Genomic DNA, 24,115 nt, shown 5'->3' with positions numbered 1-24,115 from the left:
ACTACCTGTCCCGGCGCGCGATCCACGCCGCGGCCTGGGTGCGGCGTTGCATGCCCAGCTTCGCGAGGACCGACGTCACGTAGTTCTTCACCGTCTTCTCGGCGAGGAACAGGCGTTCCGCGATCTCGCGGTTGGACATGCCCTGCCCGATCAGGTCCAGCACCTCGCGCTCGCGTTCGGTGAGAGACCCGAGTTCGTCCTCGGGCGGATGCCGCAGCTTGTCGAGCACCCGCGCCGTCGACAGCGGGTCGAGCAGCGACCGGCCCGCCGCGACCTCGCGGACCGCGTTGACGACGTCCTGCCCGCGGACCTGCTTCAGCAGGTACCCGGCCGCGCCCGCCATGATCGCGCCGACCATGGCCTCCTCGTCGTCGAACGCGGTCAGCATCAGGCACTGCGGCGGGTTCGGTTTCGACCGCAGCTCGCGGCAGAGCGCGATGCCGTCGCCGTCGCCCAGCCGCACGTCGACCACCGCGACGTCCGGCTCGACGTGCATCGCCACGGCCAGGGCCTCGTCGACCCCGCTCGCTTCGGCGACCACCTCGATGTCGGGCTCGTCGGTGAGGAGGTCACGCAGACCGCGCCTCACCACCTCGTGGTCGTCGATGAGCAGTACCTGGATCGGCATACCCCCACGTTACTTCGCGGCGGCCCAGTAAATCGCCTTGGCCACCTGCGAGTACAAGCCCTTCGGGTGATCGCGGAACAACGGTTCGGTGCCGAACAGCACCGCTCGCCCGCCGAGCCCCGACGTCCCGGACACGACCGCGGCCTGTCCCGCCGCCTCCAGCGGCCCGCCCGTTCCGTCGTCCCGCGTCCGCCAATGCCCCGCGACCAGCGGATTCCCGCTCGCGTAGCGCTGCTCGACACTGACCGAGGAGCCGAGATCGGTGAACCAGAACGGCCCGTAGACGAACGAGTCCGGCAGCGCGCCGCCGCCCACCGGTCCGGCCCCGTTGACGACCGAGACGACACCGTTCCCGTCCTCCCAGCCCGCCACCGGACGAGCTTCGAGAAGTCCCACGTCCGTGTTGAACCGCGCGCCCGTGGCACCGCGCGTGACCACGCCGCCGCGACCGAGGAAGGCGCGCAAAGCGTCCTTCGCGGCCGGATCGAGGTCGGTGTAGCGCAGTCCCGACGAGACGAACAGCAGGTCCACCCGGGACCAGTCGAAGCCGGCGTTGAGCACCGCCGTCGACACCGGCCGCACGTCGAAGCCCATGTCCCGCAGCGCTTTCAGCTCGTCGGGTCCGACGGCGGCCGCGATGGTCTTGCGGGTCAGCGGCGTCGCCGTCCCGCGTGCTTCGGTGAACCGGACGCCGTAACGGTCCGCCACCTCGGCGGCCGCCGGGCGGGCCGACGCGGGGACGACGATCGTGCCGTCGTCCGTCCGTCCCAGCGCGAGGCCCCGGTTCAGCAGGTCGTTGACGGCGCTGACGTCCTTGCCGTCGACGAGCTTCAGCGCGAGGTCACGGCCGGGCGCGGCGTCGATGCCGCCGGTGGGCGACGCCGCGACGACGTCGTGCGCCCGGACGTCGAGCCTGCCCTGTTTGACGATGTCGACCGACGCGCCCCACAGCAGGCGATGGCTCCAGCCGGAGATGTCGTACATGACCGGCACCTTCGCCGAGATGTCGCTGCCCTGCTCCAGCATCACGTTCGCCAGGCCGCGCTTCGGCTGGTGCATGTCGACCACGTACGAGCCGGCCGGATACCGGCGCCCGGCCATTGAGAACGGGCGGTCCGCCTGCCGCACGCGGACGTCGTTGGCCACCAGGTGGTCGACAAGGCGCGAGGCGGCGACGGCGGAACGCTGATCCGCGCCGGCCGGGACGACGTACGCGCGCGGGAACTCGGTGCGGTAGCGGTCTTCCGGCCCGAAACCGGGCACGAACCCGTCGGGGATGTCGCGCTGCGCCTCACCGGCCGTGCCGCGGCGGAACATCTCGATCTGGTTCGCGATGAGTTCGCCGCGGTTGCGGTCGACGTAGGCCAGCGTGCTGCCGATGGTGGCCTCGACGACCTCGGTGTTGATCACCGCGCGCCGCTGGAGTTCCGGCACCGGCTGCGTCTCGTAGTCCGCGTTGTTGACCCGCATCGGAATCTCGATCGTGAAGGACACCGCGCCGTGGTACATCGCGTACTGGGCGGTGTAGATCGGCGCCCAGCCGTCCCAGCTGCCGGGTTCGTAGTCGCGGAACGGGATTTCGGGCTTCGCCGTCTCCGGCCGTCCGAGGGCCTGGACCGCCTTCTCCATGCCGAGCCCGTTGGCGTACCCGTGCTTGAGGTAGAGGTCGAAGTCGTAGTTCTGGCCGTGCGGCGGGGTGGTCGGCTCGATGAGCGTGTTCGCGACGTAACCGTGTTCGTCCAGCATCATCAGCGGCTGCTTGCCGATGGCGATCCCGCGCATGGCCCGCACCTCCGGCTGCGACGCGGTGACGAAGTCGCGGTTGGGGTCGAAACCCTGCGACGTCTGCCGCGTGCCGGCGACCCGGCCGTCCGGATTGGCCGTGACGTTGAAGTAGAAGCGGTTCCGTTTAAGCAGTTCGGCGGTCTTGCGATCGTTCGACGTCGCCAGCTTCTCGATGACGCGGAGCGCGCCGTCGGTCCCTTCCCATTCGTTGCCGTGGATGTTGTTGTTGATCCACACCGGCGCCTTGTAGCCGTGGCGCAGGAACGGGTCGCGCGCGGCGCGGGCCGGGTCGTTCTCGATCAGCGACCGCCAAGCGTCCTGCCGCCGCGTCTCGAACGGGCTCTCCGGCGCGGTGATCGTCACGAGGTAGAGGTCCCGGCCGAGGCCCGACCGCCCGGCGATCTCGACGGAGATCCGATCGCTGCGCGCCTGCAACGCGTTCAGCTTCGGCGCGATCGCGTGATACGGCGCGAGCCCGAGCTTGATCGACTTGTCGGCCGCGTTCTCCGGGTACACCCGCAGCTTCGTCTTGCGCGGATAGCCGGAATGGTCGCCCGCGAGATTCTCGCCGGCCGCGGCCCGCGCGGCGCCCATCGGCTGATCGGCCGCGGCGATTTCGTTGCGTTCCGGCCCGTTGCCGGGGTCCCGGTGCGTCGTCGGCGGCGGCGCCGCGTACGCCGGCGCGGCGACCGCGCTCAGGGACAGCACGAGGGCCAGGAACACGGTGCGAGCCGAACGCGACAAGGGCCACCTCCAGGGACGTCGGCACAGTGTTTCCGCCGAACGAACGCCCCACAAGACCCGAAAGGCGGCTAGGCCGTGTCCTGCAAGTCTTGTTCGCGGTCTCCGCGCCCAAGCGGTCCCTGGCGGCACGGGCGGACGCGGCCGAGTACGACCCGGTACGAGGCCGGCCCGCCCGCACCGCCAGGAACCACCTGGATCACGAAGCCCATCGAACAGACTTACAGGACACGGCCTAGGCACTGTCCGGTAAGTCAAGTCCGCGGTCTTCGCGCCTAACCGGGCGCCGGGAAGCGGATTTCGTTCCGGTCGATCTTGGCGTCGGCCGCCTCGATCAGGTCCACGCCGAGGCTGTTCGCGAGCTGGAGGAGGTACAGCGTGACGTCGGCGATCTCGTCGACGACGTTGTGTGCCAGTTCAGGGTCGGAACGCCACTTCGCGGACTCCTCCGGGGTGAGCCACTGGAACAGCGAAGTCAGCTCGCCGACTTCGCCGGACAGCGCCATGACCAGGTTCTTCGGTGTGTGGAACGGTTCCCAGTCCCGTGCCGCGGCGAAGTCGCGGAGGCGCTGGTTGAGGTCGTCGAGTGTCACGTGCCGTGCCTACCAGATCGTCACGGTGCGCGAACGGCCGTATGGCGGACGACCGTTGACATGCAATTTGCAACTTGCATAACGTCGTTCCGCGTCGGGAGCGGAGATCCGGAAGGAAAGTCTTGACGTATCAGCGAAGCCTTCGGTCTCGCGTGCTCTCCATCGCGTTCGTGCCGTGCGCGGCCCTGGTGCTCGTCGCGTTGTTCATCGGCGGATTCCTCGTCCAGCAGGCCATCGAGGACCGCGACGACGCCGCGAACGGAGCGGTCGCCCTTGCCGAGGCGAGCCGGGGGCTCGCGTCGCTGCAGCGGGAACGGGCGGTCGCGTTGAAGGCGCCCGGCAGCCGCTCCGCCACCTACATCGCGTACGCCGATCGCATCGACACCTCGCTTTCCTCCGTGCGCGAGATCGTGCGGGCGGCCCCCGACGCCGAGGTCGGCTACCAGCAGACGATCGCCGTCGAACTGCTCACCGCGGTCGAAGGCATGGACCGCAGCGATTCCCTCGCGGTCGCCGGGATCGACGACGCGGGGCGGCGCGACTACGCCGCCACCGTGGGCGCCTACCGGTCCAGGCTCGACGCGATCGCCGGAAAACTGACGGAAAGTAGCCGCCGGGCCTACCGGGATCTCGTCGCGAGCGAGGCCTGGGGCCGGTTCGGCGCGGTCGAAACCGCGTTGAGCGCGGCCACGCCGCCGCCCGTCGGCCAGGCCGCCTGGCGGGTCGCGGCCGGCGTCGTCGGCCGGACTCTCGGTGACCTCGCCGCGCGCCAGATCGAGTACTCGGCGCAGCTCGCGGCCGACGGCGGGCGCCGGGTGCTGAGCGGCGCGCTCGCCGCCGCCGCGGCGATTTCGCTGCTCGCGGGGGTGGTGATGGCGATCGTCATGCAGCTCGCCCGTCGGCTGCCGATGACCCCGCCGAGCTGGTCACACCTGGTGAGCGATTACGCCGAAAAGAGCACGCTGTTGGCCCACACGAGTCGGCGAAGCGGTCGGGCAGACTTGTCCGGGTGAGTTCCCCGACGGATCTGCGCCCCTACCTGCGTACCTTGGACGCGGAAACGCTGGCGGACCTGCTGCACGCCCAAGCCGAGCGTGACCCTCTGTTACGGCAGGCGTTGGAGAGCCGCTTCGTCACCCAGGGGAGTGACCTCGCCGAGGCGCACCGCCTCCTCGACACCGCCGTGATGGCGAGCAACGTCGAATACGCCGCGAAGGTCGGTTCCGTCCTCGACACGCTTCAGCGGCTTCTCGACGCCGGAAGCCGGGCCGATCTCGCCCCGCTCGCCCGCCGGACCGTGGACGACATCAGCGAGATGCTGGAGCAGATCGACGACGCCTCTGGCGAGGTCGCGGACCGGCTGGACCGGGCCGTCGAGCTGTACGCGCGGGCCTGCGTGGCGCATCCGCCGGATCCCGAGAGCCTGGCCGCCTGGATCCTCGAAGTGGAGTTCGACGGCCCCGGCTGGCCGGTCATCGAGCTGGCCGACTTCGCCTCCGCGTTGGGAGACAAGGGAATCGCGCGGATAAAGTCCACTGTGGACGATGTGCTGGCCGAGCATTCGTCCGGCGCGCGACGCGAGACCGCCGAGCGGCTGCGCGAGGAGCTGGCGGAGGTCTCCGGCGACGTCGACGCGCTCGTCGCGATCCTCGCCGCCAAGCCGCCGCGGGTGGACGTCAGTCTCAAGATCGTGCGCGTGCTGCGCGCGGCGGGACGGCACAGCGAGGCCATCGCGCATGCGGCGCGGGCGCTCACGCACGACAAGAAGGAAGAGGCGCCTCCGCCGGAGGAAGAGTCGGTTCCCTTGTCGCGCAAAGACTTCGACGAGACTCCCACGGCCGCGACGTACCTCGCGCTGCGCGAAGAGTCGCTGGAAACGGGGCGCTGGGTCCCGCAGCGGAAGACCGCGCTGGCCCGTCTGCGTGAACTCGCCGCCGGGAGCACGGAGGCCGCCGACGAACTCGTCCGCGCGCTGCTCGGTGAGGACCGCGCCGACGAGGCATGGCGGGCGGCGGTGCGGTTCGAGGCGTCATTGCCGGTGCGGGTCGAACTCGCGGATTCCCGTTCCGTCGCCCATCCGGCCGAAACCATTCCCGTGTACCGGGACCATGTCGAAGAATTGATCACGCGAAAGGATCCGACCGCCTACCGCGAGGCCGCCCGGCAACTGCGCAAACTGCGCACGGCGCACAAAAAGGCCGGTACGGCTGAAGAATTCAGCTCGTACCTCGGCACATTGGTGGAAACACACAAACGCAAGACGCGGCTGATCGCCGAGGTCAAAGCGGCGAGAATAGCGATTCCCAAACCGGTCAGGGCGTAACCGCGCCCGCCGCCTGTCGTTATTCGCGATGAACCGAGGAAACCCCGCGAAGAGGTCGAAGTCGCGGTGGCCGGTGAACCGGTGTCCGCCCGCGTCCGGGACCCCGCGTTCCGCGCCCAGGGCCACCGCGACGAACCCGGCCGGGTCCGCGTGAAAACATGTCGTCATGAGTCCGGTTCGAGATTCGTCGGCCCGCTACGCACCCGCGGCCCGCTCGATGAAAACATGTGATTCATGAGTCCGGTGAGCCGTGCCCGCAAGAAGGCAGCCCAGCCCTCCACTCCGAGTGTGACGGGCCTCTTCAAGGACGTCCTCCGGGACTTCTCGACCCTGGGTGCCGAACCCGAGGTGCTCGACGTCGAACTGCTGACCTCCGAGGTGCTCGGCCAGTGGTGGGAGATCGAGCTCGAAGAGGACGAAACGCCGCTGGGCCTGGAGCTCATCGCGTTCGCCGAGCGGAAGATCACCCCCGCCGCGGCCGCGCTGCTCGCCGGGCTGAAGGTCTTCGCCGAGACCGAGGAGGAGCGCGAGGCGGCCGCTTCGGCGCTGAACACCGTGCTGGGCCGCGGCATCCCGGAACCGGAATGGGCGGCGGAGCTGGCCGCGGTGACCGTCGGGGAATGCTGGCGGACCGGTGACGTCTTCGGTGACGAGTCCTCACTCCTGTGCGTCTTCTCCCGCGGCGGTGCCGAGCACGGCCTGCTCGCGCTGGTCGACTTCACCGAGGGTGGCCGGATCCGCGACGTCGTCGTGGTCGACAAGCCGCAGGACGTACTGGCCGAGATGCGGCAGCAGGCCGCCGACGACCCGGAACTCGTCACGCTGGAGCGGGTGCTGCCCGAGCGCGCCCACCAGCTGCTCGCGGACGGGCTGGCCGCGACGGACGTCGTCGAGGAGCCCGACGTCAGCGAGGACTACGCACGGTTCCACGCGCTCGCGCTGGGCTGGATCCGGGCGCTCCCCGCTCCCGAGCCGTCGCCCGAGATCACCGAATGGCCCGAGCAGGTCCGCGAAGAGGTCGTCGCCGACTTCATCGGGTCCGGACTGGTGGAGGACACGGAGGCGACGCGGTTCTACGCACGCCTGCTTGTGGACTACGGCTGCGAAACCGAGCCGGGCAGCCCGCTGCGGGTCGGGCCCGAGAAGCTCGCCCGGTTCCTCGAATCGCTGCTGGACGGCGAGTTCGAGATCGACGAGGCCTACGAAGACGCGCTGGAGCCCGCTCTGCTCGGCTGGGTCACCTGGGCCGCCGATCGCGCCGGGCTTCCCGAGGCCGCGCGTGTGGCACTGCTGGAGAGCGCGACCGAGTTCCTGGAGGAATTCGCGCAGGACGAGGACTCCACGCTCGATGTCTACTTCGACGGCTCCGAAGGGATCGAAGACCCGGCGGAACTCGCGGAAGCCTTGGCGCGCCGGATGTTCGCCGTCCCGACGGTCTACGCGGAGATCGGGGACGAGGAGCTGGAGCTCGAACCCGCCGACCCCGAACAGCGTCGTCTGCTGGTGATCGGCGAGCACCCCGAGTACCACGAAGCGCTGGCCGAGGAGACCTTCGACGGCGAACCGCGGATGCGGCTCGCGCTCAAGACCGCGATCGTCGACCAGCTCTGGGCCGACGAGCCCGCCGAGGTCTGGCAGGCCGTGCGCCGGCTGAGCGAGACCGGGCAGGAGCGCGACGAGATCTTCGACCGCCTCATCGACGCGCTGTCCGCCCAGCTCACCGATGCGGGCGAGCACGAGATGGACTACGACATCGACGACTACCGGAAGGCTCTCGGCGAGCTCGCCTGACGTCCCTTTTCCCCGGTCACACCTCTCAAGCCCTTGCCATCCCCTCCCATTCTGTCTAGTCTGTCTAGATGGAAGCAGCAACCTGGCAAGTACAGGACGCCAAGCAGCGGCTGAGCGAGCTGCTGCGCCGGGCCGCGGCCGATGGGCCGCAGTTCGTGACGAAACATGGAGAGGAGGTGGCCGTGGTGCTGGACATCGTGGATTACCGCAGGTTGACCGGAAGCGGTGAAGCGATCGATTTCAAGCTCGTGCTTTCCGGGGAACAGCACCATCCCGAATACGGGGAGGCGCTGGCCGACGTGCTGGAGGAGATCGCCGCCGAACGCGCGGAAGACCTGCCGAGAGATGCCGCGGAGGTGAGCGGGTGAGCATTCTGCTGGACACGAACATCGTGTCCGAGGCACGGCGCCGCACGCAGAACCCGGGTTTCGCCCGGTGGTGGGGCGGAGTGTCGTCGAGCAGGCTCTATTTGAGCGTGCTGACGGTGGGGGAAATCGAGAGGGGGATAACGAAACTCAGGCATCGAGGGGAGCGGGACAGGGAGCGTGCGGACGCGCTGGCCGACTGGCTGGCCGGGCTCACCACGCAGTTTTCGGAACGGATCCTTCCGGTGACCGCCGAAATCACGGCCGAATGGGGCAGGCAGTACGCGCCGCGGAAAGTGCCGTCCATCGACGGGCTGATCGCCGCGACCGCCCGGGTCCACGAGCTGACCCTGGTCACCAGGAACCTCGCCGACATGGCCGGGCTCGGTGCGCAGGTGCACGATCCGTTCGACTGAGCGGACCTCCGTGCGGATCAAGACGTCCGGACGGCTTGATCGGCCAGAGTTGCCGCCGCGGTTCGGCCCGGCGGTTCGGCCCGCGGTTCAGCCGAGAGGTGCCGCTGGGGTGCCCTTGCTCTCCGTGACTTGCGGCTTCTTCCGGCGACGGTCCCCGCGTGCGTCGTCGAAGTCGACGACGAAGGCGCCGGCGGCCATGGCCACCAGGAGTGCGAGTCCGAGAATCGAGCCGACCCAGGTCAGGATGATCGAGAACATCGTGAGCCTCCTCCCTGCTCAAGGCCTTTTCGAGACCTCTTGAACCCCTGACACAAGGGTCGCCTCGGGGGGCTGTAGCCGGTATCGGCCAACCGGTTACACGTACTGAGCGTGGATCGGCCGATCGGCCGAGGAAAGCCACCGCCCGGCAGCGGTGCGCGACCGGCGGGCGCCGTCGGCTCTCCGGTGGTGCGAAGGCTGGTCCTTGTGAGGGAACGGCCGGAAGTCGCCCGTGTGATCGGCTTCCGGCGAAGTGATCTTGAAACTTGTCGTGAACGCTCGCTGTGAGTAGAGAATCCGCAGGTGCCCGGTCACGCCATGTGGCGGTCTGGCCGACGTGACTCGCGCGTTAAGCCCCGGAAATTGCTTAGTTGGCGCCGAACTCTGGTGTGCGGACCCCGATCACGCGAGTTCCGCCTCCGATCACGCGAGTTACGGCTCTGCTCACGCGAGTTCTGGCTCCGGCCCGTGAGTTACGGCTCTGGTCACGTGAGTTACGGCTCTGGTCACGCGAGTTCCGCCTACGGCCTCAAAGCTTGCGCAGCCGGACCCGGTTGATCGCGTGATCGGCGTCCTTGCGGAGCACGAGGGTCGCCCGCGGCCGGGTCGGCTTGATGTTCTCCATCAGGTTCGGCTCGTTGATCGTGCGCCACAGGTGGCGTGCCTCGGCACGGGCCTCGTCGTCCGGGAGGCCGGCGAAGTGGTGGAAGTGCGACGCGGGGTCCGCGAAGGCGGTGTGCCGCAGCTTGAGGAAGCGCTCGACGTACCAGCGTTCGATGTCGGTCGTCGGCGCGTCCACGTAGATCGAGAAATCGAACAGATCAGAGACGGTGAGCCGAGGGCCGGGCTGAAGGACGTTCAACCCTTCGAGGATCAGGATGTCGGGCCGCTGAACGACCTGTTCCTCGTCGGGAAGGATGTCGTAGGCGAGGTGCGAGTACACCGGAGCGCTGACCCGTTCCGCCCCGGACTTCACGTCGGTGACGAACCGCAGCAATGCCCGCCGGTCGTAGCTTTCCGGAAAACCCTTGCGGTGCATGATCCCGCGCCGCACCAGTTCCGCACGCGGGTAGAGGAACCCGTCGGTGGTGACCAGGTCGACCCTGGGGTGATCCGGCCAGCGGGCGAGCAGGGTGCGCAGGATGCGCGCGGTGGTCGATTTGCCGACGGCGACGCTGCCGGCGATGCCGATGATGTACGGCACCTTGGTGCCGCGACTGTCTTCACCGAGAAAGGTGGTGGTGGCTTCGTACAACCGTTGCCGGGCGGCGACCTGGAGATTGATCAGCCGGGAGAGCGGCAGGTAGACCTCGGCGACCTCGGCCAGATCGACCTGTTCACCGAGACCGCGCAGCCGCAGCAGTTCCGCGGCGGTCAGCGGCAGAGGAGTCGACCTGCGCAACTCGCGCCACTGCTCACGGTGCAACTCGACGTAGGGACTGAGCTCACGGACCCGCGGCATCGCACACTCCTCGCCCGTCGCCTGCGCTGGCGCCGTACAAAACCGTGTTGACGAGTTCTCGGCGGGTGAACGTGCCTCGAACCGGATGAAGCCGCTTTAACGGTAGGGCTTACGGCTCGTGAACGCGCTGCGATGTGATGTACCCCGCTCCGGGGCGTTACCGTCCGTTACGGGGACGGCCCGGGGTGAAGACCTCGTTCCACGCCGCGGCGACCTGCCGCGCGCAGGACGCGGGCGCGACCCCGCCGAAGCCGGTACCGAGTCCGGGCATCGCGATCGTGTGCACGAGATCACGGACCCGGCCCTGGTCGAGCCTGCCGTCGCGCCACTGCTGGAACACCGCCCGGGCGGCCAGGTACGGATGCACGGTGTCACGCGGGAGGTGTTCGCCGGGTTCCCGCATCGTCGGCGCGCTGATCAGCCAGGCGGGCTCGGCCTCGCCGGTGGGCACGATCACCGCTTCGCCGATCGGGAGCTCCCCGCCGTGGTAGGCGAGGACGGCGCTGCGCACGTTCTGCTCGACCTCGGAATAGGCGCGGGCGTACACGGCGTCGATACCGCCGCGCATCCAGCCGTAGGAGTTCGCAGGGCTGACGACGGCCTGCGCGACGACGTCGAGGACGGACCCGCGGTGCACGAAGACCCGGCCGTCCACAGTGTCCGCGACGGTCGTCCAGGCTTGTGCGAGCAGGTCATCGACGGCGCACAGCACCAGCTCCGGAGTGGGGCGGTCCGGCAAGGGAGCGAAGGAGGAGCCGGTGTCCTCGTGGCCGGTGCGCGTGCCCGGTTCGGCGGTCACGCCCTAAGCATGGCAAAAAAAGCCACCGGGCGTAACCGGTGCGCATACCGGCTGTCCGAGTGAAAGTCGCCACGCGCGCCGTGCGTAATCTGGCGGGGTGTCACGGATCGCGTACTTCGGCCCCCAGGGAACCTTCACCGAACAGGCCGCGCGCCGGCTCGCCCCCGGTGAGGAGCTGATCCCGGCGGAGACCATCCCCGCGGCGCTGGCCGCGGTGCGCTCGGGCGCGGCCGACGCCGCTTGCGTCCCGATCGAGAACTCCGTGGAGGGCGCGGTCACCGCCACCCTCGACAGCCTGAGCGAGGCCGAGCCGGTCGTCGCGGTGGCGGAGGTGCTGCTGCCGGTCCACTTCAGCGTGCTGACCCGGCCGGGCGCCACCGAGATCCGCACCGTGGCCAGCCATCCGCACGCGCTCGCTCAGGTCCGCCACTGGGTGGAGGCGAATCTGCCGGGCGCGCGTCCGGTCGCGACGTCGTCCACGGCGGCGGCCGCGGTCGCGGTCGACGCGGGCGAGTTCGACGCCGCCGTCACCGCGCCGGTCGCCGTCGAGCACTACCCGCTGGAGGTGCGGGCCACCGAGGTCGCCGACGTCCGCGACGCCAAGACCCGGTTCATCCTCGTCCGCACGCCCGGTGACCTGCCGGAACCGACCGGGGCGGACCGCACGTCGATCGTCGCCGCCGCCACGAACCGGACCGGCGCCTTGGCGGAACTGCTCACCGAACTGGCGGTCCGCGGGATCAACCTGACCAAGCTGGACGCCCGGCCGACCAGGAACAACTTCGGCGAGTACCGCTTCTTCATCGACTTCGAGGGGCATGTGGCCGAGCCGAGGATCGGCGACGCGCTGGCCGCGTTGCGCCGCCGGTGCCGGAATGTGCGGTTCCTCGGCTCCCACCCGCGCGCGGACAACGGCACGACCGAGATCGAGCCGGGTGCCGCCAACGACGATTTCACCGACGCGATCGGCTGGGTCGAGTCGGTACGGAAGGGAGCACAGGCGTGAAACTTCTCCTCGTCCGCCACGGCCAGACCGAGGGCAACGTGCGAGGCGCGCTCGACACCGCGTTGCCTGGGCCGCCGCTCACCGAGCTGGGCCGTGAGCAGGCCCGCGATCTCACGACGCGGCTGGACGGCGAGCCGATCGTCGCGGTCTACGCCTCGCAGGCGGTCCGCGCCCAGCAGACCGCCGCGCCGCTGGCGGCGAAACTCGGCTTGGACGTCCAGGTCCTCGACGGCGTGCACGAGGTCGCGGCAGGCGACCTCGAAGGCAAGACGGACAAGGACTCGATCACGACCTACATGAGCGTCGTGCGGCGGTGGACACTCGGCGAGCTCGACCCGCCCATCCCCGGTGGCGAGACCGGCGCGCAGGTCCGCGCCCGCATGCTCGACGCGGTCGCCCGGTTGCGCGCCAAGCACGAGCAGGCCGACCCCGACGGCACGGTGGTGCTGGTGAGCCACGGCGGCGCGATCCGCCTCGGCGGCGAATGGCTCGCCGGGAACGTGACCGCCGAGGTCGCCAACCAAGGGCTCATCCCGAACACCGGGATCGTCGAACTCGTCGCCAGCCCTGCCGGCTGGACCTGTCTCACCTGGGCGGAAGCCCCCGTCGAACGCTGACCAGGGACGTTTGCCTCCTCGTCCGCCGGGGAATACCCCCCACGAGATCGATTAACACCTTGTGGGGAATTAACCGGTGGAGCGCAACCCCCACGACGGACAACACGTCTACTGGACGTGGGTCACCCGGCAGCGTCCGACTCAGGGAGGCGAATGACCATGGTTCGTTCGAAACTGATCTCCATCGGCGGTCTCGTCGCGGGTACCGCCGGGCTTCTGCTGCTCAGCGCCTGCGGTTCGGAGACCGCGCCCGTCGCGCAGAACACGTCCGCGTCGCCGTCCAGTTCGGCGCCGGACACCTCCGCCGCGCCCAGCGCGAGCTCTTCGAGCCCGGCGCCTTCCCCGCAGCCCGCCCAGCCGCCCGCGCAGGAACCGAAGAACGACGGGCTGTGCAAGGCCGGTGACGTCAAACTGTCCATCAAGGACAGTGACGCCGCCGCGGGCACGGTGTACCGCGAGCTCGTCATCACCAACGCGAGCGGGCACCCGTGCACCGTCCAGGGTTTCCCGGGCATCTCGTACGTGACCGGAGCCGACGGCCACCAGGTCGGCGAGGCCGCGTTCCGCGACGGCGCCAAGGGCGCCCCCGTGCAGCTCTCCAACGGGGAGAGCGCGATCGCCGACGTCGGTTTCGTGAACGTCCGCAACTACGACGAGGCGGTCTGCAAGCCCACCGAGACCCGAGGGCTGCGGGTGTACCTGCCGCAGGAGACGGCGTCGAACTTCGTGCCGGTGCAGGGGCTCGGCTGTGCGGGGAAGATCCCGGGCAACCAGCTGACCGTCAAGACCGTCCACAAGGGCTAGAGCTGGGTGCAGAGCTGTTCGGCCCGCGCCAGATGGCGCTGCCCCGAGATCTGGTTGAAGTGCAGGCTGAACACCATCCGGCTGACCCCGTCGATATGTTCGGCCAGCGGCCGGTAGGTGTCGTTGGCGGCGGCCGCCGCGGCGGAGAGTTCGCGTGCGGCCGTCATCCGGTGCAGGACCTCGGGGGCGAGGACGGCCACGGTCCGTTCGCCGGGTGCAGAGTCGGTGGTGTCCGGGATCGTGCCGACCCTGGCCAGCGCCGAACAGGCGTCTTGCGCGTCTTCGAGCGCCCCCGCGTTGACGCCCGAGAGCGCCCACAGCATGCCGATCACGCCACCGCCGATCACGAAACCGGCGACGGCGGTCAGTACCTGCGGGCGTCTCGAAGGTTCTGTCGTCCCCACGCCGGCCTCCGGCACCAGTGTCTGCTGCATCGCGGACCTCCCCGTCACCCGTGGCGGTGATGGGCTATTTCAGCACCAAAGGCCTTTGTTTTCACCGGTCTCGGTGGAGAACCCGCTCCTCCGTGGCCGATTCGTCATCGAAGGCTCCTTGCCGTAACGAGACGAACGCGAAACCGGCTACTCCGAACAGCAGCAGCCCGGACGTGAGGAACGTCCGGGCCGGGGAACCGAGGGTGTGGGTGAGGACGCCGCCGAGCAGGGCGCCGATCGGGATCGCTCCCCAGACGACGGTGCGCCACACGCCGAGGACCCGGCCGAGCAGCTCGCCGGGGACGAGCCTGTGCCGCGCCGTTCCGAGCACGATGTTCACCGCGACCACGGCGGCCGCGAACAGGCCGAACAGCGCCGCTCCCGCCACCGGCGAGCTCGTCAGGCCCATGCCGGTGAACGCCGCGCCGCAACCGGCCGTGCCCCCGACGAGCACCGCGCGACGGCTGGTCGCCTTCACCAGCCGCGGGGCGACGGCCGCGCCGAGCAAACCGCCGATGCCGCCGACGAACGCGAAGAGCCCGAAGGCCGCTTCGCTGAGACGCAGGTACTCGATCGCGTACAGCACCAGCTGCGCCTGCGCGAGTTCGCTGACCAGGCTGATCAGCCCGGCGATGACGACCAAGCGAAGCACCAGCCGGCTGTGCTTCAGCCAGCGAAATCCCTCCGCCAGCTCGGCGCGGAGGTCGACGGGCGCGTTGTCGGTGGCTCTCGGCCGATAGCTCCCGGCGAGGCCGATCAACACGACTGCAGCGATCGCGAAGCCCACCGAGTTGAGCAGGAACGGGAACGTCGCGAAGAGCGCGAAGGTGGCGCTGCCGACCGGCCCGCCCAGGAAGGTCTGCCCCACGATCTCGCACGCCTGGAGCTTGCTGTTCGCGCTGTCGAGCGACCCCTTGCCGACGACCGCCGGGATCAGCACGTTCGCGGCGCTGTCGGCGACCACCTCCGCGAACCCGATGAGCAGCGCGGCGGCGTAGACCAGCCAGATCGTCACCCCGCCCGCCGCGACCAGGGCGGCCGTCCCGCCGACGACGACCGCGCGGACGCCGTTCGCGAGGATCATCGCCCGCCGCCGGTCGATGCGGTCCAGCAGCGCGCCCGCGGGGAGCGCGAACAGCAGCCACGGCAGGAACTGGGTCGCCGAAAGACCCGCGATGAGCAGCGGGTCGCGGGTCAGGGTGACCGCGAGCAGCGGGAACGCGACCTTGCCGATCCCGTCGCCGAGGTTCGACGCCGCGCTGGACGCGAGCAACCAGCGCAGCCGCCGGTCACCCCTCCCTCGTGTCGCCGATTCGGGCATGGGCCGCCTCCCCAGGCATTCGCCGGCGCCTGCCGACGACAACGTGTCGAAAAGTTTAGCGGGGGCTGTCGCCCAAAGTGGCCGGGTTGTTACACCCAGTTAAGAATCCGGAGAACCCGTGGTACTCCACGAACGAAAATCACCGACCATCCCGCCTTCGGCGCGGATTCCGTCGCGGGGGAGCGAGGGACCTTTGCTCTCGCCCGTCCGGCGGCTCAGCCCCACCCGAGTTCGTGCAGGCGCGCGTCGTCGATGCCGAAATGATGGCCCACCTCGTGGATGACCGTGATCAGCACCTCCTCGACGACGTCGTCCTCGGTGTCGCACATCTCCAGCAGCGGGCGCCGGTAGATCGAGATCCGGTCCGGCAGCACCCCGCCGTACTCGTGGGTGCGCTCGGTCAGCGCGACCCCGTGGTACAGGCCGAGGATCGTGGGCGACTCCTCGTTGAACTCCTCCACGAGTACCACGACGTTGTCCATGGCGTCCGCGAATTCGGGCGGGAGCTCGTCCAGCGCCTCCGAAACCAGCTCCTCGAAACGCTGCTGGGTCATCTCGACGGGCACGCGGTCACCCTCCGGTCTTCGGGGCCGAAGACGACGTAGACGACGCTGCCGGCGGGGTCTCGCCGGTGCCGACCTTGACGCTCCCGGTGACCGGCGCCAGCCCCTTCTTGTCCGGCAAGACCGCCGCCACCTTGCAGTTCACCAGTGTCGACCCGGCGTCCCAGCTCTCCTGCTCGCGGACGTCCCAGCTGATGATGAGCTTCTTCGCCGCCAGGTCCGCGTTGCCGGTGTACTCCTGCGAGGCCGTCGAGCACTCGGTGTCCAGCCAGGTGTTCTGCTGCTCCTGCGACGGATAGCCGTCCTTGAACTTCGTCTTGAGGTCGAGCGTCGCGAAGATCTCGTACGAATGCGGCTGCGCGCAGTCGACGGGGTCGCCGAAGCTGTTGTTGAGCAGCGCGAGGCAGGTGCCCGGCTCCCAGACGGCGGACTGGTCCTGCTCCTTCGCCTGCCCCTTGGTCGGCTGGAGCTTGCCGCCCTGGCCCGCCCACTGCAGACCGCATCGCAGCTGCCGGTCGCCGTCCGCCCACTGCGCGGGCGTCGGCCGGAGCAGGTTCATGCTCAGTTTGCCGTACGGATCCAGCGTGCGGCCGAGGTACGGCTTGACGTCGATCGTGCACTGCGACCTGGAGATCTCCTGCCACTGCTCCAGGTTCGGGCTCGGCGCTCCCGGCGGGTACTGCGCGCCGATGTCGACGATGCTGGTGACCTCGAACAGGTGGGCCTCGGCGCACGGCACGCGCCGCGCGTCGGTGGCGTCCGGATTGTTCCAGGTCAGACAGGTGCCAGGAGGAGACTGGAACGCCTCGGCCGCGGCGGGCGACAGTTTGGGGGCGCCGCCGCCCGCACCGCCCTCCGGGCCCACGTTCCACGAAAACGCCACACTCAGCGAAAGCGCGATGATCGCGCCCGCGAACACACCGGCCATGATGAGCCGGGTGCGCAGGGTGCTCAGCGCGTTTCGCGGGTCACGGAACCGCTCGGCCTGTTGAGACATCGACTCCATGATGCCCGCGCCGCACGTAAGGTGCGTGTACCGGGTGGTTAGTGTTGGACACGGGTTCGTGGCGAGGGCGATTTACGGAGCTTCGATGACGCAGGATGACAACCAGGGGGCGCAGCCGCCCCAGGAGCCGCCGAAGCGCGGCTCGATGCGCTTTCAGGACGGCAGCACGCAGGCGCGGCAGCCGTCGTTGGCCGAGCAGCGGGCGCGGCAGCAGGCGCTGGCGGAGGAGGAGCGCCAGGAGGCGCTCGCCGCCGAAGCCGCGCGCGCCGCGGAAAAGAAGTCTTCGACCAAGAAGAAGATCCTCATCGGAACCGGGGTGACGGTCGGTCTGGTCGGTCTGGTCGCGACGTTCTACACGGTCGCGAAGCCGGACGAGGTCACGGCGGTCTGCGCCGCGAAGGACACGGAGATCGTCCAGGACGATCGGAACTGCGACGAGAACTACGTCCGGTCACAGGGCGGTTACGTCAGCGGCGGGTTCTTCTTCCTCCCCATCGGCGGTTTCGGTGGGCCGATGCAGAGCTACCGCTACAACTACGGCGGGAGCGGGCAGATCGGTCAGCGCGTCTCCGGCGGCTCGTACACCGCGCCGCCGGGCGCGAACGTCAGCACCAAATCGGGCAAGTCCGTCCAGCGCGGCGGGTTCGGCATCAGCGGCAAGAGCGGCAGCAGCGGCAAGAGCGGGGGCTCGTAGGTGTACCGGGATTCCAAGCCGCCCCGGCGGGATTGGCAGAACATCGTCGAGGAGCAGGGCCTGGTCTTCGGCACCCCCGCGCGTGACGGCTCCGGCAAATCCCGGCCGTACTGGGACGAGTCGGTCCACTACGTCTTCGACATGGACGAAATCCTGTCCGTCGAGGCGGACGTGGAACTGCTGCACTCGATGTGCCTCGAAGCCGTCGACAACGTGATCACCACCGAGCAGTACCACCGCTTCGGCATCCCCGAGTGGGTCTGGCCGCATATCGCGGAGTCGTGGAAGCGGCAGGATCCGCACGTCTACGGCCGTTTCGACCTGCGCTACGACGGCAAGAGCCCGGCGAAGCTGCTCGAGTACAACGCAGACACCCCGACGTCGCTGCTCGAGGCCGCGGTGCTGCAGTGGCACTGGAAGACCACGGTCTTCCCCGAGGACGACCAGTGGAACTCGATCCACGAAAAGCTGGTCGAGCGCTGGGCCGAACTGGCCGAGAAGCTGCCCTCGAACGAACTGCACTTCACCTGGTCGTCCGCCGATCCGTCCGGTGAGGACCACGTGACGACGGCGTACCTGCAGGAGACCGCGGCCGAAGCCGGGCTGGACACCGTGGGCCTGTCGATCGAGGAGATCGGCTGGGATCCGGTGCTCAAGCGGTTCGTCGACCTCGAAGAGGCGCAGATGGCGACCGTGGTGAAGCTCTACCCGTGGGAATGGGTGGTCGACGAGGAGTTCGGCCGCTTCGCCGTCGAGACCATGCCGCGCACGCTGTGGGTCGAGCCGCTGTGGAAGATGATCCTCTCCAACAAGACGCTGCTCGCGATCCTGTGGGAGAACTATCCGGGGCATCCGAACCTGCTGCCCGCCTTCGCCGACGACCCCGGTCTGCTGACCGAGTACGTCCGCAAGCCGAAACTGGGCCGCGAGGGCGCGAACGTGCAGATCGTCGCCACCGGGTACGAGACGCAGACCGACGGCGTCTACGGCGCGGAAGGGTTCGTCTACCAGGCGTTCGACCCGCTCCCGGAGTTCCAGGGTTACCGGCCCGCGCTCGGCGCGTGGATCGTCGGGGACCAGGCCGCCGGCCTCGGCATCCGCGAGACGGCAGGACTCGTCACAGACGACGGTGCGGCGTTCGTCCCGCATCGCATCGTCGAGTCGTGATAGAAGCAACCGCACAAACCTGACATTCCTGACTTCTGGAGAACCCCTGTGACCACCACCCTTGCGCTGTCCGACACGTTCGGCTCCGACCTCGTGCGAGGGATCGGCGCGATTCTGTTGTACGGCGTCGTCGGCCTGCTGCTGATGTTCGCCGGGTTCTGGGCGATCGACTGGACCACGCCCGGCAAACTGTCCCAGCTGGTCAGCCGCGGCCTGCCGAACGCGGTCATCGTCACCGCGTCGGGCCTGCTGTCGATGGCGTTCATCGTCGTCGTGGCGATCGCGAACTCCGCCAGCGACCTGACCGAGGGCCTCATCACCTCGCTCGTCTACGGCCTGCTCGGCATCGTGGTGCAGGTGCTGGCGGTCCGGCTGCTGGAATGGGCGACCCGTATCGACGTCCGTTCGACCATCGAGAGCGACAAGTTCGCCCCCGTCAGCGTCGTGGTCGCGGCCGCGCACCTGGCCCTCGGCCTGGTCGTGGCCGTCGGCATTTCGTGACTTCTTGACCGGTTGAAAACGGCGTAGGCGCACGATTCCCACTAACGTGGGGGTCGTGCGCCTTTTGAGGACACCGGACGACCGGTTCTCGGACCTGCCCGACTTCGACTTCGAACCGCGCTACGCGGAACTCGTCGACCTTCACGGCGGCGTGATCAGAGTGGGGTACGTGGAGGCCGGACCCGAGGACGGGCCGCCCGTCCTCCTGCTGCACGGCGAGCCCACCTGGTCCTACCTCTATCGCAAGGTCATCCCGGTGCTCGCCGACGCCGGGCTGCGCGCCATCGCGCCCGATCTGGTCGGCTTCGGCCGATCCGACAAACCCGGCGACATGGTCGACCACACCTACCAGCGGCACGTCGAGTGGATGCGCGCGTTCGCCTTCGACGTCCTCGACCTGACCGACGTCACCCTGGTCGGCCAGGACTGGGGCGGCCTGATCGGCCTGCGGCTGGTCGCCGAAAACCCCGATCGCTTCGCCAGGGTCGTCGCGGCCAACACCGGCCTGCCCACCGGTGACATCGACATGCCCGAGCTCTGGCACAAGTTCCGCGACACCGTCGAGAACGCCCAGGTGCTCGAGGTCGGGCGCTTCGTCCAGTCGGGTTGCCAGACCAGGCTGCCCGAGGAGGTCCGCGCCGCCTACGACGCGCCCTTCCCGAACGAGATGTACAAGGCCGCGCCGCGCGCGATGCCGTCGCTGGTGCCGATCACCCCGGACGATCCGGCCTCGGCCGCCAACCGGGCCGCGTTGAAGGTGCTGTCGGAACTGAACAAGCCGTTCCTGGTCTCGTTCTCCGACGGCGACCCGATCACCGCGCCGTGGGGCCTCGAACTGCGGGGTTCGATGCGCGGCGCCCGCGAACTCGAGCATCCGACGATCACCGGCGCCGGTCACTTCCTCCAGGAGGACGCCGGTGGGCGGCTGGGCGAGGTCATCGCCCGCTTCGCCCGGTCCTGAACGCGCGTGACATGAAAGGCCCCTTCATTGCAAATTTTGCAATGAAGGGGCCTTTCATCTCAGTTTTCAGGCGATGGCGGCCAACGCGTCGGTGACGATCCCGAGGCCTTCGGCGGCCTCGTCGGCGGTGAGCGTCATCGGCGGCGCGATCCGCAGCACGTTGCCGTGGAGCCCGCCCTTGCCGATCAGCAGCCCGCGCGCCTTGGTCTCCTCCATCATCCGCGCGGCGGCCGCCGCGTTCGGCGTCATACCGCCCGGCTCGACCAGTTCGACGCCGATCATCAGGCCCTTGCCGCGCACGTCCCCGATCAGCGGGTTCCCGGTCGCGCGCAGGCCGTCGAGCAGTTCGGTGCCGCGGGCGAGCGCGTTGGCCTGCAGGTCGTGGTCGGCGATGTGGTCGAGCACGGCGGCCGCGCCCGCCATCGCGACCGGGTTGCCGCCGAAGGTCGAGATCGAGTTCGCGGTGAGGCAGTCGACGAGGTCGCCGCGCGCCACGAGACCGCCGATCGCGAGCCCGTTGCCGAGGCCCTTCGCGAAGGTCATCGCGTCGGGGACGACGTCGTGCGCCTGGATCCCCCAGTAGTGTTCCCCGGTCCGTCCCCAGCCGGTCTGGACCTCGTCGGAGATGAACAGGATCCCGTACTGGTCGAGAACCTCCTTCATCGCCTTGAACAGGCCGTCGGGCGGTGAGCTGAAGCCGCCGACGCCCTGGATCGGCTCGGCGATCATGCACGCGACGTCGCCCGATGTGCCCGTCTCCAGGACGTCGACCAGGTCCGCGACGCACGCGTCGATGTACTCGGCGTCCGAAAGCGCCCGGAACGGGCTGCGGTACCGGTAGCCGCCGTGCACGTAGCTCACCTTCACCGGGCTGAGCGACGACGCCGACCAGCCGCGGTTGCCGGTGATGCCGACCGTCGCGAACGACCGCCCGTGGTACGAGTTCCGCATCGCCAGCACCTGGTTGCTGCGCCGGTACTGGGTGGCGAGCATGAGCGCGGTGTCGTTCGCTTCGGTCCCGGAGTTGGTGAAGAACACCTTCGCGTCGGGGATGCCGGAGAGCTTCGCGATGCGCTCGGCCAGTTCGACCTGTGACCGGATCAGGTACAGCGTCGACGTGTGCAGGATGCCGGTGTCGAGCTGCTTGCGCACGGCGTCGCTGATCGCCGAGACGTCGTAGCCCATCGAGTTCGTCAGGATGCCCGCGAAGAAGTCCAGGTAGGTGCGCCCGGTCGAGTCGATGACCCGGCGGTCCTGCGCGTGCACGATCTCGATCGGCTCGTCGTAGTAGAGCGCCAGCCACGACGGCAGTACCGCCTTGTGCCGCGCCAGCAGGTCCGCATCGGTCATCGGGTTTCTCCGTCCGCAGCAGGGAGATCTCAGTATGGGGACGGCCCGAAACGGGCGGCAACGATCAGACTGTCGGGTTATCCGCGCGGACCCGCACATTTTGTGCGGTCGGCACGGACTACTCTCAGCACTCGTGATTGACCCCAGGACTCTGCGCGATGACCCGGACGTCGTGCGCGCTTCGCAGCGCGCCCGTGGCGAGGACGAAGGAGTGGTCGACAAGCTGCTCTCCCTCGACTCCCGTCGCCGATCGTCCATCGCCGCGGCCGACAAGCTGCGCGCCGAGCAGAAGTCGCTGGGCAAGCTCATCCCCAAGGCACAGGGTGACGAGCGGGCCGGGCTGCTCGCCAAGGCGAAGGACCTCGCCGCCCAGGTCAAGACGGCCGAGGTCGAGCAGACCGAGGCGTCGGAGGAGTTCGAGCAGCTGCATCGCCTGGTGCCGAACCTCGTCCACCCCGAGGCGCCCGAAGGCGGCGAGGACGACTACGTCGTGCTCAAGCACGTCGGCGAGCCGAAGAAGTTCGACTTCAAGCCGAAGGACCACCTCGAACTCTGCGAGGGCCTCGGCGCGCTCGACATGGAGCGCGGCGCCAAGGTCTCGGGTTCGCGGTTCTACTTCCTCACCGGTATCGGCGCCCAGCTCCAGCTCGCCCTGCTGAACATGGCGATCGCGCAGGCGACCGCGAACGGGTTCACCCCGATGATCACCCCGACCCTGGTGCGGCCGGAGATCATGGCGGGCACCGGCTTCCTCGGCGCGCACTCGTCGGAGGTCTACCGGCTGCGCGACGACGACCTGTACCTCGTCGGCACCTCCGAGGTCCCGCTCGCCGGCTACCACGCCGACGAGATCCTCGACCTCGGCAACGGCCCGAAGCGGTACGCGGGCTGGTCGTCCTGCTACCGCCGCGAGGCCGGTTCGTACGGCAAGGACACCCGCGGCATCATCCGCGTCCACCAGTTCGACAAGGTCGAGATGTTCGTCTACACGCGTCCCGAGGACGCCGAAGCCGAGCACGCGCGCCTGCTGGACTGGGAAGAGCAGATGCTCGCCAAGATCGAGGTCCCGTACCGGGTGATCGACACCGCCACCGGCGACCTCGGCACCTCCGCGTACCGGAAGTTCGACTGCGAGGCGTGGGTGCCGTCGCAGGAGACCTACCGCGAGCTGACCTCGACGTCGAACTGCACGACGTTCCAGGCGCGCCGCCTCGGCATCCGCTACCGCGACGCCGACGGCCGTCCGCAGACCGTCGCCACGCTGAACGGCACACTCGCCACGACGAGGTGGATCGTCGCGATCCTGGAAAACCACCAGCTCGAAGACGGTTCCGTCCGGGTGCCGGAGGCGCTTCGCCCCTTCCTCGGTGGAACCGAGGTACTCACGCCGACATCGAAGTAGCGGTCGGCGGTGAGGGGAAGGGGACGCATGCGGTTTCGGGTTTCGCTGGCGATCGGGCTGGCGGTGCTGACGCTCGGCGGCTGCACGTCGGTCGTCGGCGGTACGGCCTCGCCCGTACCGGGGCAGGGGCCGGTCATCACGAAGGCCGAGCCGTGCAAACTGCTCACGCAGGAGCAGGCGGAAGCCATCGGGGTCACCTTTCCCGGCAAGGAACGGCCGGCGAACAAGGTGCAGAAGGTCCCCGGGACCTGCCGCTACCCGGAGCTGGACGACGCGCCCGACGGGGTCGCGCTGGAGGTGTCGCAGAGCTTCGAACTCTCGCTGGTCGACTACGTCAGCGGTGCTCTTCCCGGCGAGAAGTTCGGCATCGGCGGGTTCACCTGGACCCGGTACGCGTCCATCTTCGGCCCGAGCCACTGCTCGCTGATGACCGAACTCGATCCGAAGACCTTCGTCGAGATCACCAGCGAGGCCCCCGGCGAAGACGTCACCAAGGCCTGTGACCTGGCGAAGGCCGCGGCTCCCGCGGTCGCTTCCCACCTGCCAGGCGGACAGCCGAGCCCGCCGCTCACCGCGCCCCCTGGCCAGAAGCCGATCGAGGCCTCCGGACCGCTCGTGACCGTCGACCCGTGCTCCCTGCTCAAACCGGACCAGGTGACGCCGTTCAACCTGCAGGCCGCGCGGCCGATGAACGGTTCGTCGAGGGATCCGAAGAACGGCTGCCAATGGGACGACAACGACGGCGACAAGGGCAAGAAGGCGCTCGACCTGTGGATCTACACGGCGACGAAGCTCGAGGACGTCCCCGGTCTCGACGGCACCCCGGTCGAGCAGATGGTGGCGGGCAAGAAGTGGTTCGTCTACTCGAGCCCGGACAGCCCCATCTGTGTCGCGATGCTGCCGGTCACGGAGACGTCGTCGGTCAAGGTCGACACCGGTGACCTCACCGACAACGCCAAGGCCTGCGAAATCCCGCAAGCCGTGATGCCGCTGGTGACCGGGAACATGCCCGCCTTCTAGGCCGTGTCCTGCAAGTCTTGTTCGCGGTCTCCGCGCCCAAGAGGTCCCTGACGGCACGGGCGGACGCGGCCGAGTACGGCCTGGTACGAGGCGGATCCGCCCGCACCG

General features: G+C 69.0%; 25 protein-coding genes. 14 read left to right on the top strand and 11 right to left on the bottom strand.

Features of this window, described 5'->3' with window-relative positions; genetic code table 11:
* Nucleotide 1: 1 nt before the first annotated feature.
* From ACLJQ7_RS06135 to ACLJQ7_RS06125, 3 genes are all read right to left on the bottom strand, one after another.
* A complete protein-coding gene (locus ACLJQ7_RS06135; RefSeq protein WP_016330621.1) occupies nt 2-628 on the bottom strand; it encodes a response regulator in 627 nt (208 codons plus the stop codon).
* A gap of 9 nt (nt 629-637) precedes the next feature.
* Nucleotides 638-3,157, bottom strand: coding sequence for a M14 family zinc carboxypeptidase (locus ACLJQ7_RS06130; protein ID WP_410647171.1), 2,520 nt, complete (start codon nt 3,155-3,157; stop codon nt 638-640).
* A 272-nt stretch (nt 3,158-3,429) separates the two neighbouring features.
* Entirely contained in the window at nt 3,430-3,747 is a 318-nt protein-coding gene (locus ACLJQ7_RS06125; RefSeq protein ID WP_410647170.1) for a nucleotide pyrophosphohydrolase, read from the bottom strand.
* Between the two features lie 122 nt (nt 3,748-3,869).
* Here ACLJQ7_RS06125 and ACLJQ7_RS06120 point away from each other — a divergent pair, with 122 nt between their 5' ends.
* The 5 genes from ACLJQ7_RS06120 to ACLJQ7_RS06100 all read left to right on the top strand — a co-directional run bounded on the left by ACLJQ7_RS06120 (nt 3,870) and on the right by ACLJQ7_RS06100 (nt 8,642).
* Nucleotides 3,870-4,760, top strand: a complete 891-nt coding sequence (locus ACLJQ7_RS06120) for a nitrate- and nitrite sensing domain-containing protein (protein WP_410647169.1) — start codon at nt 3,870-3,872, stop codon at nt 4,758-4,760.
* Nucleotides 4,757-6,070: a hypothetical protein gene (locus ACLJQ7_RS06115; RefSeq protein ID WP_410647168.1), complete on the top strand. Its 1,314-nt coding sequence runs from the start codon at nt 4,757-4,759 to the stop codon at nt 6,068-6,070. Before ACLJQ7_RS06120 ends, ACLJQ7_RS06115 begins: the two co-directional genes overlap by 4 nt.
* A 234-nt stretch (nt 6,071-6,304) precedes the next feature.
* Complete coding sequence (locus ACLJQ7_RS06110; protein ID WP_410647167.1) at nt 6,305-7,861, top strand: DUF1841 family protein; 1,557 nt, start codon at nt 6,305-6,307, stop codon at nt 7,859-7,861.
* Nucleotides 7,862-7,929: 68 nt separating this feature from the next.
* Nucleotides 7,930-8,229, top strand: a complete 300-nt coding sequence (locus tag ACLJQ7_RS06105) for a type II toxin-antitoxin system Phd/YefM family antitoxin (protein WP_410647166.1) — start codon at nt 7,930-7,932, stop codon at nt 8,227-8,229.
* A complete protein-coding gene (locus ACLJQ7_RS06100; RefSeq protein ID WP_410647165.1) occupies nt 8,226-8,642 on the top strand; it encodes a type II toxin-antitoxin system VapC family toxin in 417 nt (138 codons plus the stop codon). The genes ACLJQ7_RS06105 and ACLJQ7_RS06100 overlap by 4 nt, the downstream gene beginning before the upstream one ends.
* An 87-nt stretch (nt 8,643-8,729) precedes the next feature.
* Here the strand turns inward: ACLJQ7_RS06100 and ACLJQ7_RS06095 are convergent, their stop codons facing one another.
* The 3 genes from ACLJQ7_RS06095 to ACLJQ7_RS06085 all read right to left on the bottom strand — a co-directional run bounded on the left by ACLJQ7_RS06095 (nt 8,730) and on the right by ACLJQ7_RS06085 (nt 11,161).
* A complete protein-coding gene (locus tag ACLJQ7_RS06095) occupies nt 8,730-8,900 on the bottom strand; it encodes a hypothetical protein (protein ID WP_167551706.1) in 171 nt (56 codons plus the stop codon).
* A gap of 529 nt (nt 8,901-9,429) precedes the next feature.
* Nucleotides 9,430-10,362 (bottom strand): type I pantothenate kinase, encoded by a 933-nt coding sequence (gene coaA / locus ACLJQ7_RS06090; RefSeq protein ID WP_410647164.1) that lies wholly within the window; start codon nt 10,360-10,362, stop codon nt 9,430-9,432.
* A gap of 157 nt (nt 10,363-10,519) precedes the next feature.
* A complete protein-coding gene (locus ACLJQ7_RS06085) occupies nt 10,520-11,161 on the bottom strand; it encodes a macro domain-containing protein (protein ID WP_410647163.1) in 642 nt (213 codons plus the stop codon).
* A 97-nt stretch (nt 11,162-11,258) separates the two neighbouring features.
* Here ACLJQ7_RS06085 and pheA point away from each other — a divergent pair, with 97 nt between their 5' ends.
* The 3 genes from pheA to ACLJQ7_RS06070 all read left to right on the top strand — a co-directional run bounded on the left by pheA (nt 11,259) and on the right by ACLJQ7_RS06070 (nt 13,588).
* On the top strand, nt 11,259-12,167 hold the full coding sequence (pheA, locus tag ACLJQ7_RS06080; RefSeq protein WP_410647162.1) for a prephenate dehydratase: 909 nt from the start codon (nt 11,259-11,261) through the stop codon (nt 12,165-12,167).
* On the top strand, nt 12,164-12,784 hold the full coding sequence (locus tag ACLJQ7_RS06075) for a histidine phosphatase family protein (protein WP_410647161.1): 621 nt from the start codon (nt 12,164-12,166) through the stop codon (nt 12,782-12,784). Before pheA ends, ACLJQ7_RS06075 begins: the two co-directional genes overlap by 4 nt.
* Before the next feature lie 153 nt (nt 12,785-12,937).
* On the top strand, nt 12,938-13,588 hold the full coding sequence (locus ACLJQ7_RS06070; protein WP_410647160.1) for a DUF4232 domain-containing protein: 651 nt from the start codon (nt 12,938-12,940) through the stop codon (nt 13,586-13,588).
* Here the strand turns inward: ACLJQ7_RS06070 and ACLJQ7_RS06065 are convergent.
* The 4 genes from ACLJQ7_RS06065 to ACLJQ7_RS06050 all read right to left on the bottom strand — a co-directional run bounded on the left by ACLJQ7_RS06065 (nt 13,585) and on the right by ACLJQ7_RS06050 (nt 16,903).
* A complete protein-coding gene (locus tag ACLJQ7_RS06065; protein WP_125679151.1) occupies nt 13,585-14,022 on the bottom strand; it encodes a hypothetical protein in 438 nt (145 codons plus the stop codon). The two genes, ACLJQ7_RS06070 and ACLJQ7_RS06065, sit on opposite strands and share 4 nt — an antisense overlap.
* A gap of 61 nt (nt 14,023-14,083) precedes the next feature.
* Nucleotides 14,084-15,343: an MFS transporter gene (locus ACLJQ7_RS06060; RefSeq protein WP_410647159.1), complete on the bottom strand. Its 1,260-nt coding sequence runs from the start codon at nt 15,341-15,343 to the stop codon at nt 14,084-14,086.
* 215 nt (nt 15,344-15,558) lie between these two features.
* Nucleotides 15,559-15,909, bottom strand: coding sequence for a metallopeptidase family protein (locus ACLJQ7_RS06055; protein WP_410647158.1), 351 nt, complete (start codon nt 15,907-15,909; stop codon nt 15,559-15,561).
* 4 nt (nt 15,910-15,913) lie between these two features.
* Nucleotides 15,914-16,903, bottom strand: a complete 990-nt coding sequence (locus tag ACLJQ7_RS06050; RefSeq protein ID WP_410647157.1) for a septum formation family protein — start codon at nt 16,901-16,903, stop codon at nt 15,914-15,916.
* Nucleotides 16,904-16,997: 94 nt separating this feature from the next.
* Between ACLJQ7_RS06050 and ACLJQ7_RS06045 the strand changes: the two genes are divergently transcribed.
* From ACLJQ7_RS06045 to ACLJQ7_RS06030, 4 genes are read left to right on the top strand one after another with little or no spacing between them, the layout of a single operon-like run.
* Nucleotides 16,998-17,606, top strand: coding sequence for a hypothetical protein (locus ACLJQ7_RS06045; RefSeq protein ID WP_410647156.1), 609 nt, complete (start codon nt 16,998-17,000; stop codon nt 17,604-17,606).
* On the top strand, nt 17,607-18,773 hold the full coding sequence (locus ACLJQ7_RS06040; protein ID WP_410647155.1) for a glutathionylspermidine synthase family protein: 1,167 nt from the start codon (nt 17,607-17,609) through the stop codon (nt 18,771-18,773).
* A 48-nt stretch (nt 18,774-18,821) separates the two neighbouring features.
* A complete protein-coding gene (locus ACLJQ7_RS06035) occupies nt 18,822-19,274 on the top strand; it encodes a DUF350 domain-containing protein (protein WP_034309700.1) in 453 nt (150 codons plus the stop codon).
* A gap of 55 nt (nt 19,275-19,329) precedes the next feature.
* Complete coding sequence (locus ACLJQ7_RS06030; protein ID WP_410647154.1) at nt 19,330-20,235, top strand: haloalkane dehalogenase; 906 nt, start codon at nt 19,330-19,332, stop codon at nt 20,233-20,235.
* Nucleotides 20,236-20,301: 66 nt separating this feature from the next.
* Here ACLJQ7_RS06030 and ACLJQ7_RS06025 read toward each other — a convergent pair whose 3' ends face one another.
* Nucleotides 20,302-21,585, bottom strand: coding sequence for an aspartate aminotransferase family protein (locus tag ACLJQ7_RS06025; protein WP_410647153.1), 1,284 nt, complete (start codon nt 21,583-21,585; stop codon nt 20,302-20,304).
* 133 nt (nt 21,586-21,718) lie between these two features.
* Here ACLJQ7_RS06025 and serS point away from each other — a divergent pair, with 133 nt between their 5' ends.
* Nucleotides 21,719-22,987, top strand: coding sequence for a serine--tRNA ligase (serS, locus tag ACLJQ7_RS06020; RefSeq protein WP_410647152.1), 1,269 nt, complete (start codon nt 21,719-21,721; stop codon nt 22,985-22,987).
* 27 nt (nt 22,988-23,014) lie between these two features.
* Nucleotides 23,015-24,007 carry a DUF3558 family protein gene (locus ACLJQ7_RS06015; RefSeq protein WP_410647151.1) on the top strand — a complete coding sequence of 331 codons (993 nt, stop codon included), beginning with the start codon at nt 23,015-23,017 and terminating at the stop codon, nt 24,005-24,007.
* Nucleotides 24,008-24,115: the final 108 nt, after the last annotated feature.

The sequence above is a fragment of the Amycolatopsis sp. cmx-4-54 genome (assembly GCF_046548895.1).
Lineage (GTDB): Bacteria > Actinomycetota > Actinomycetes > Mycobacteriales > Pseudonocardiaceae > Amycolatopsis.
The sequence above is the reverse complement of the archived record's forward strand: the minus strand, read 5'-3'. Positions and strand labels throughout refer to the sequence as shown.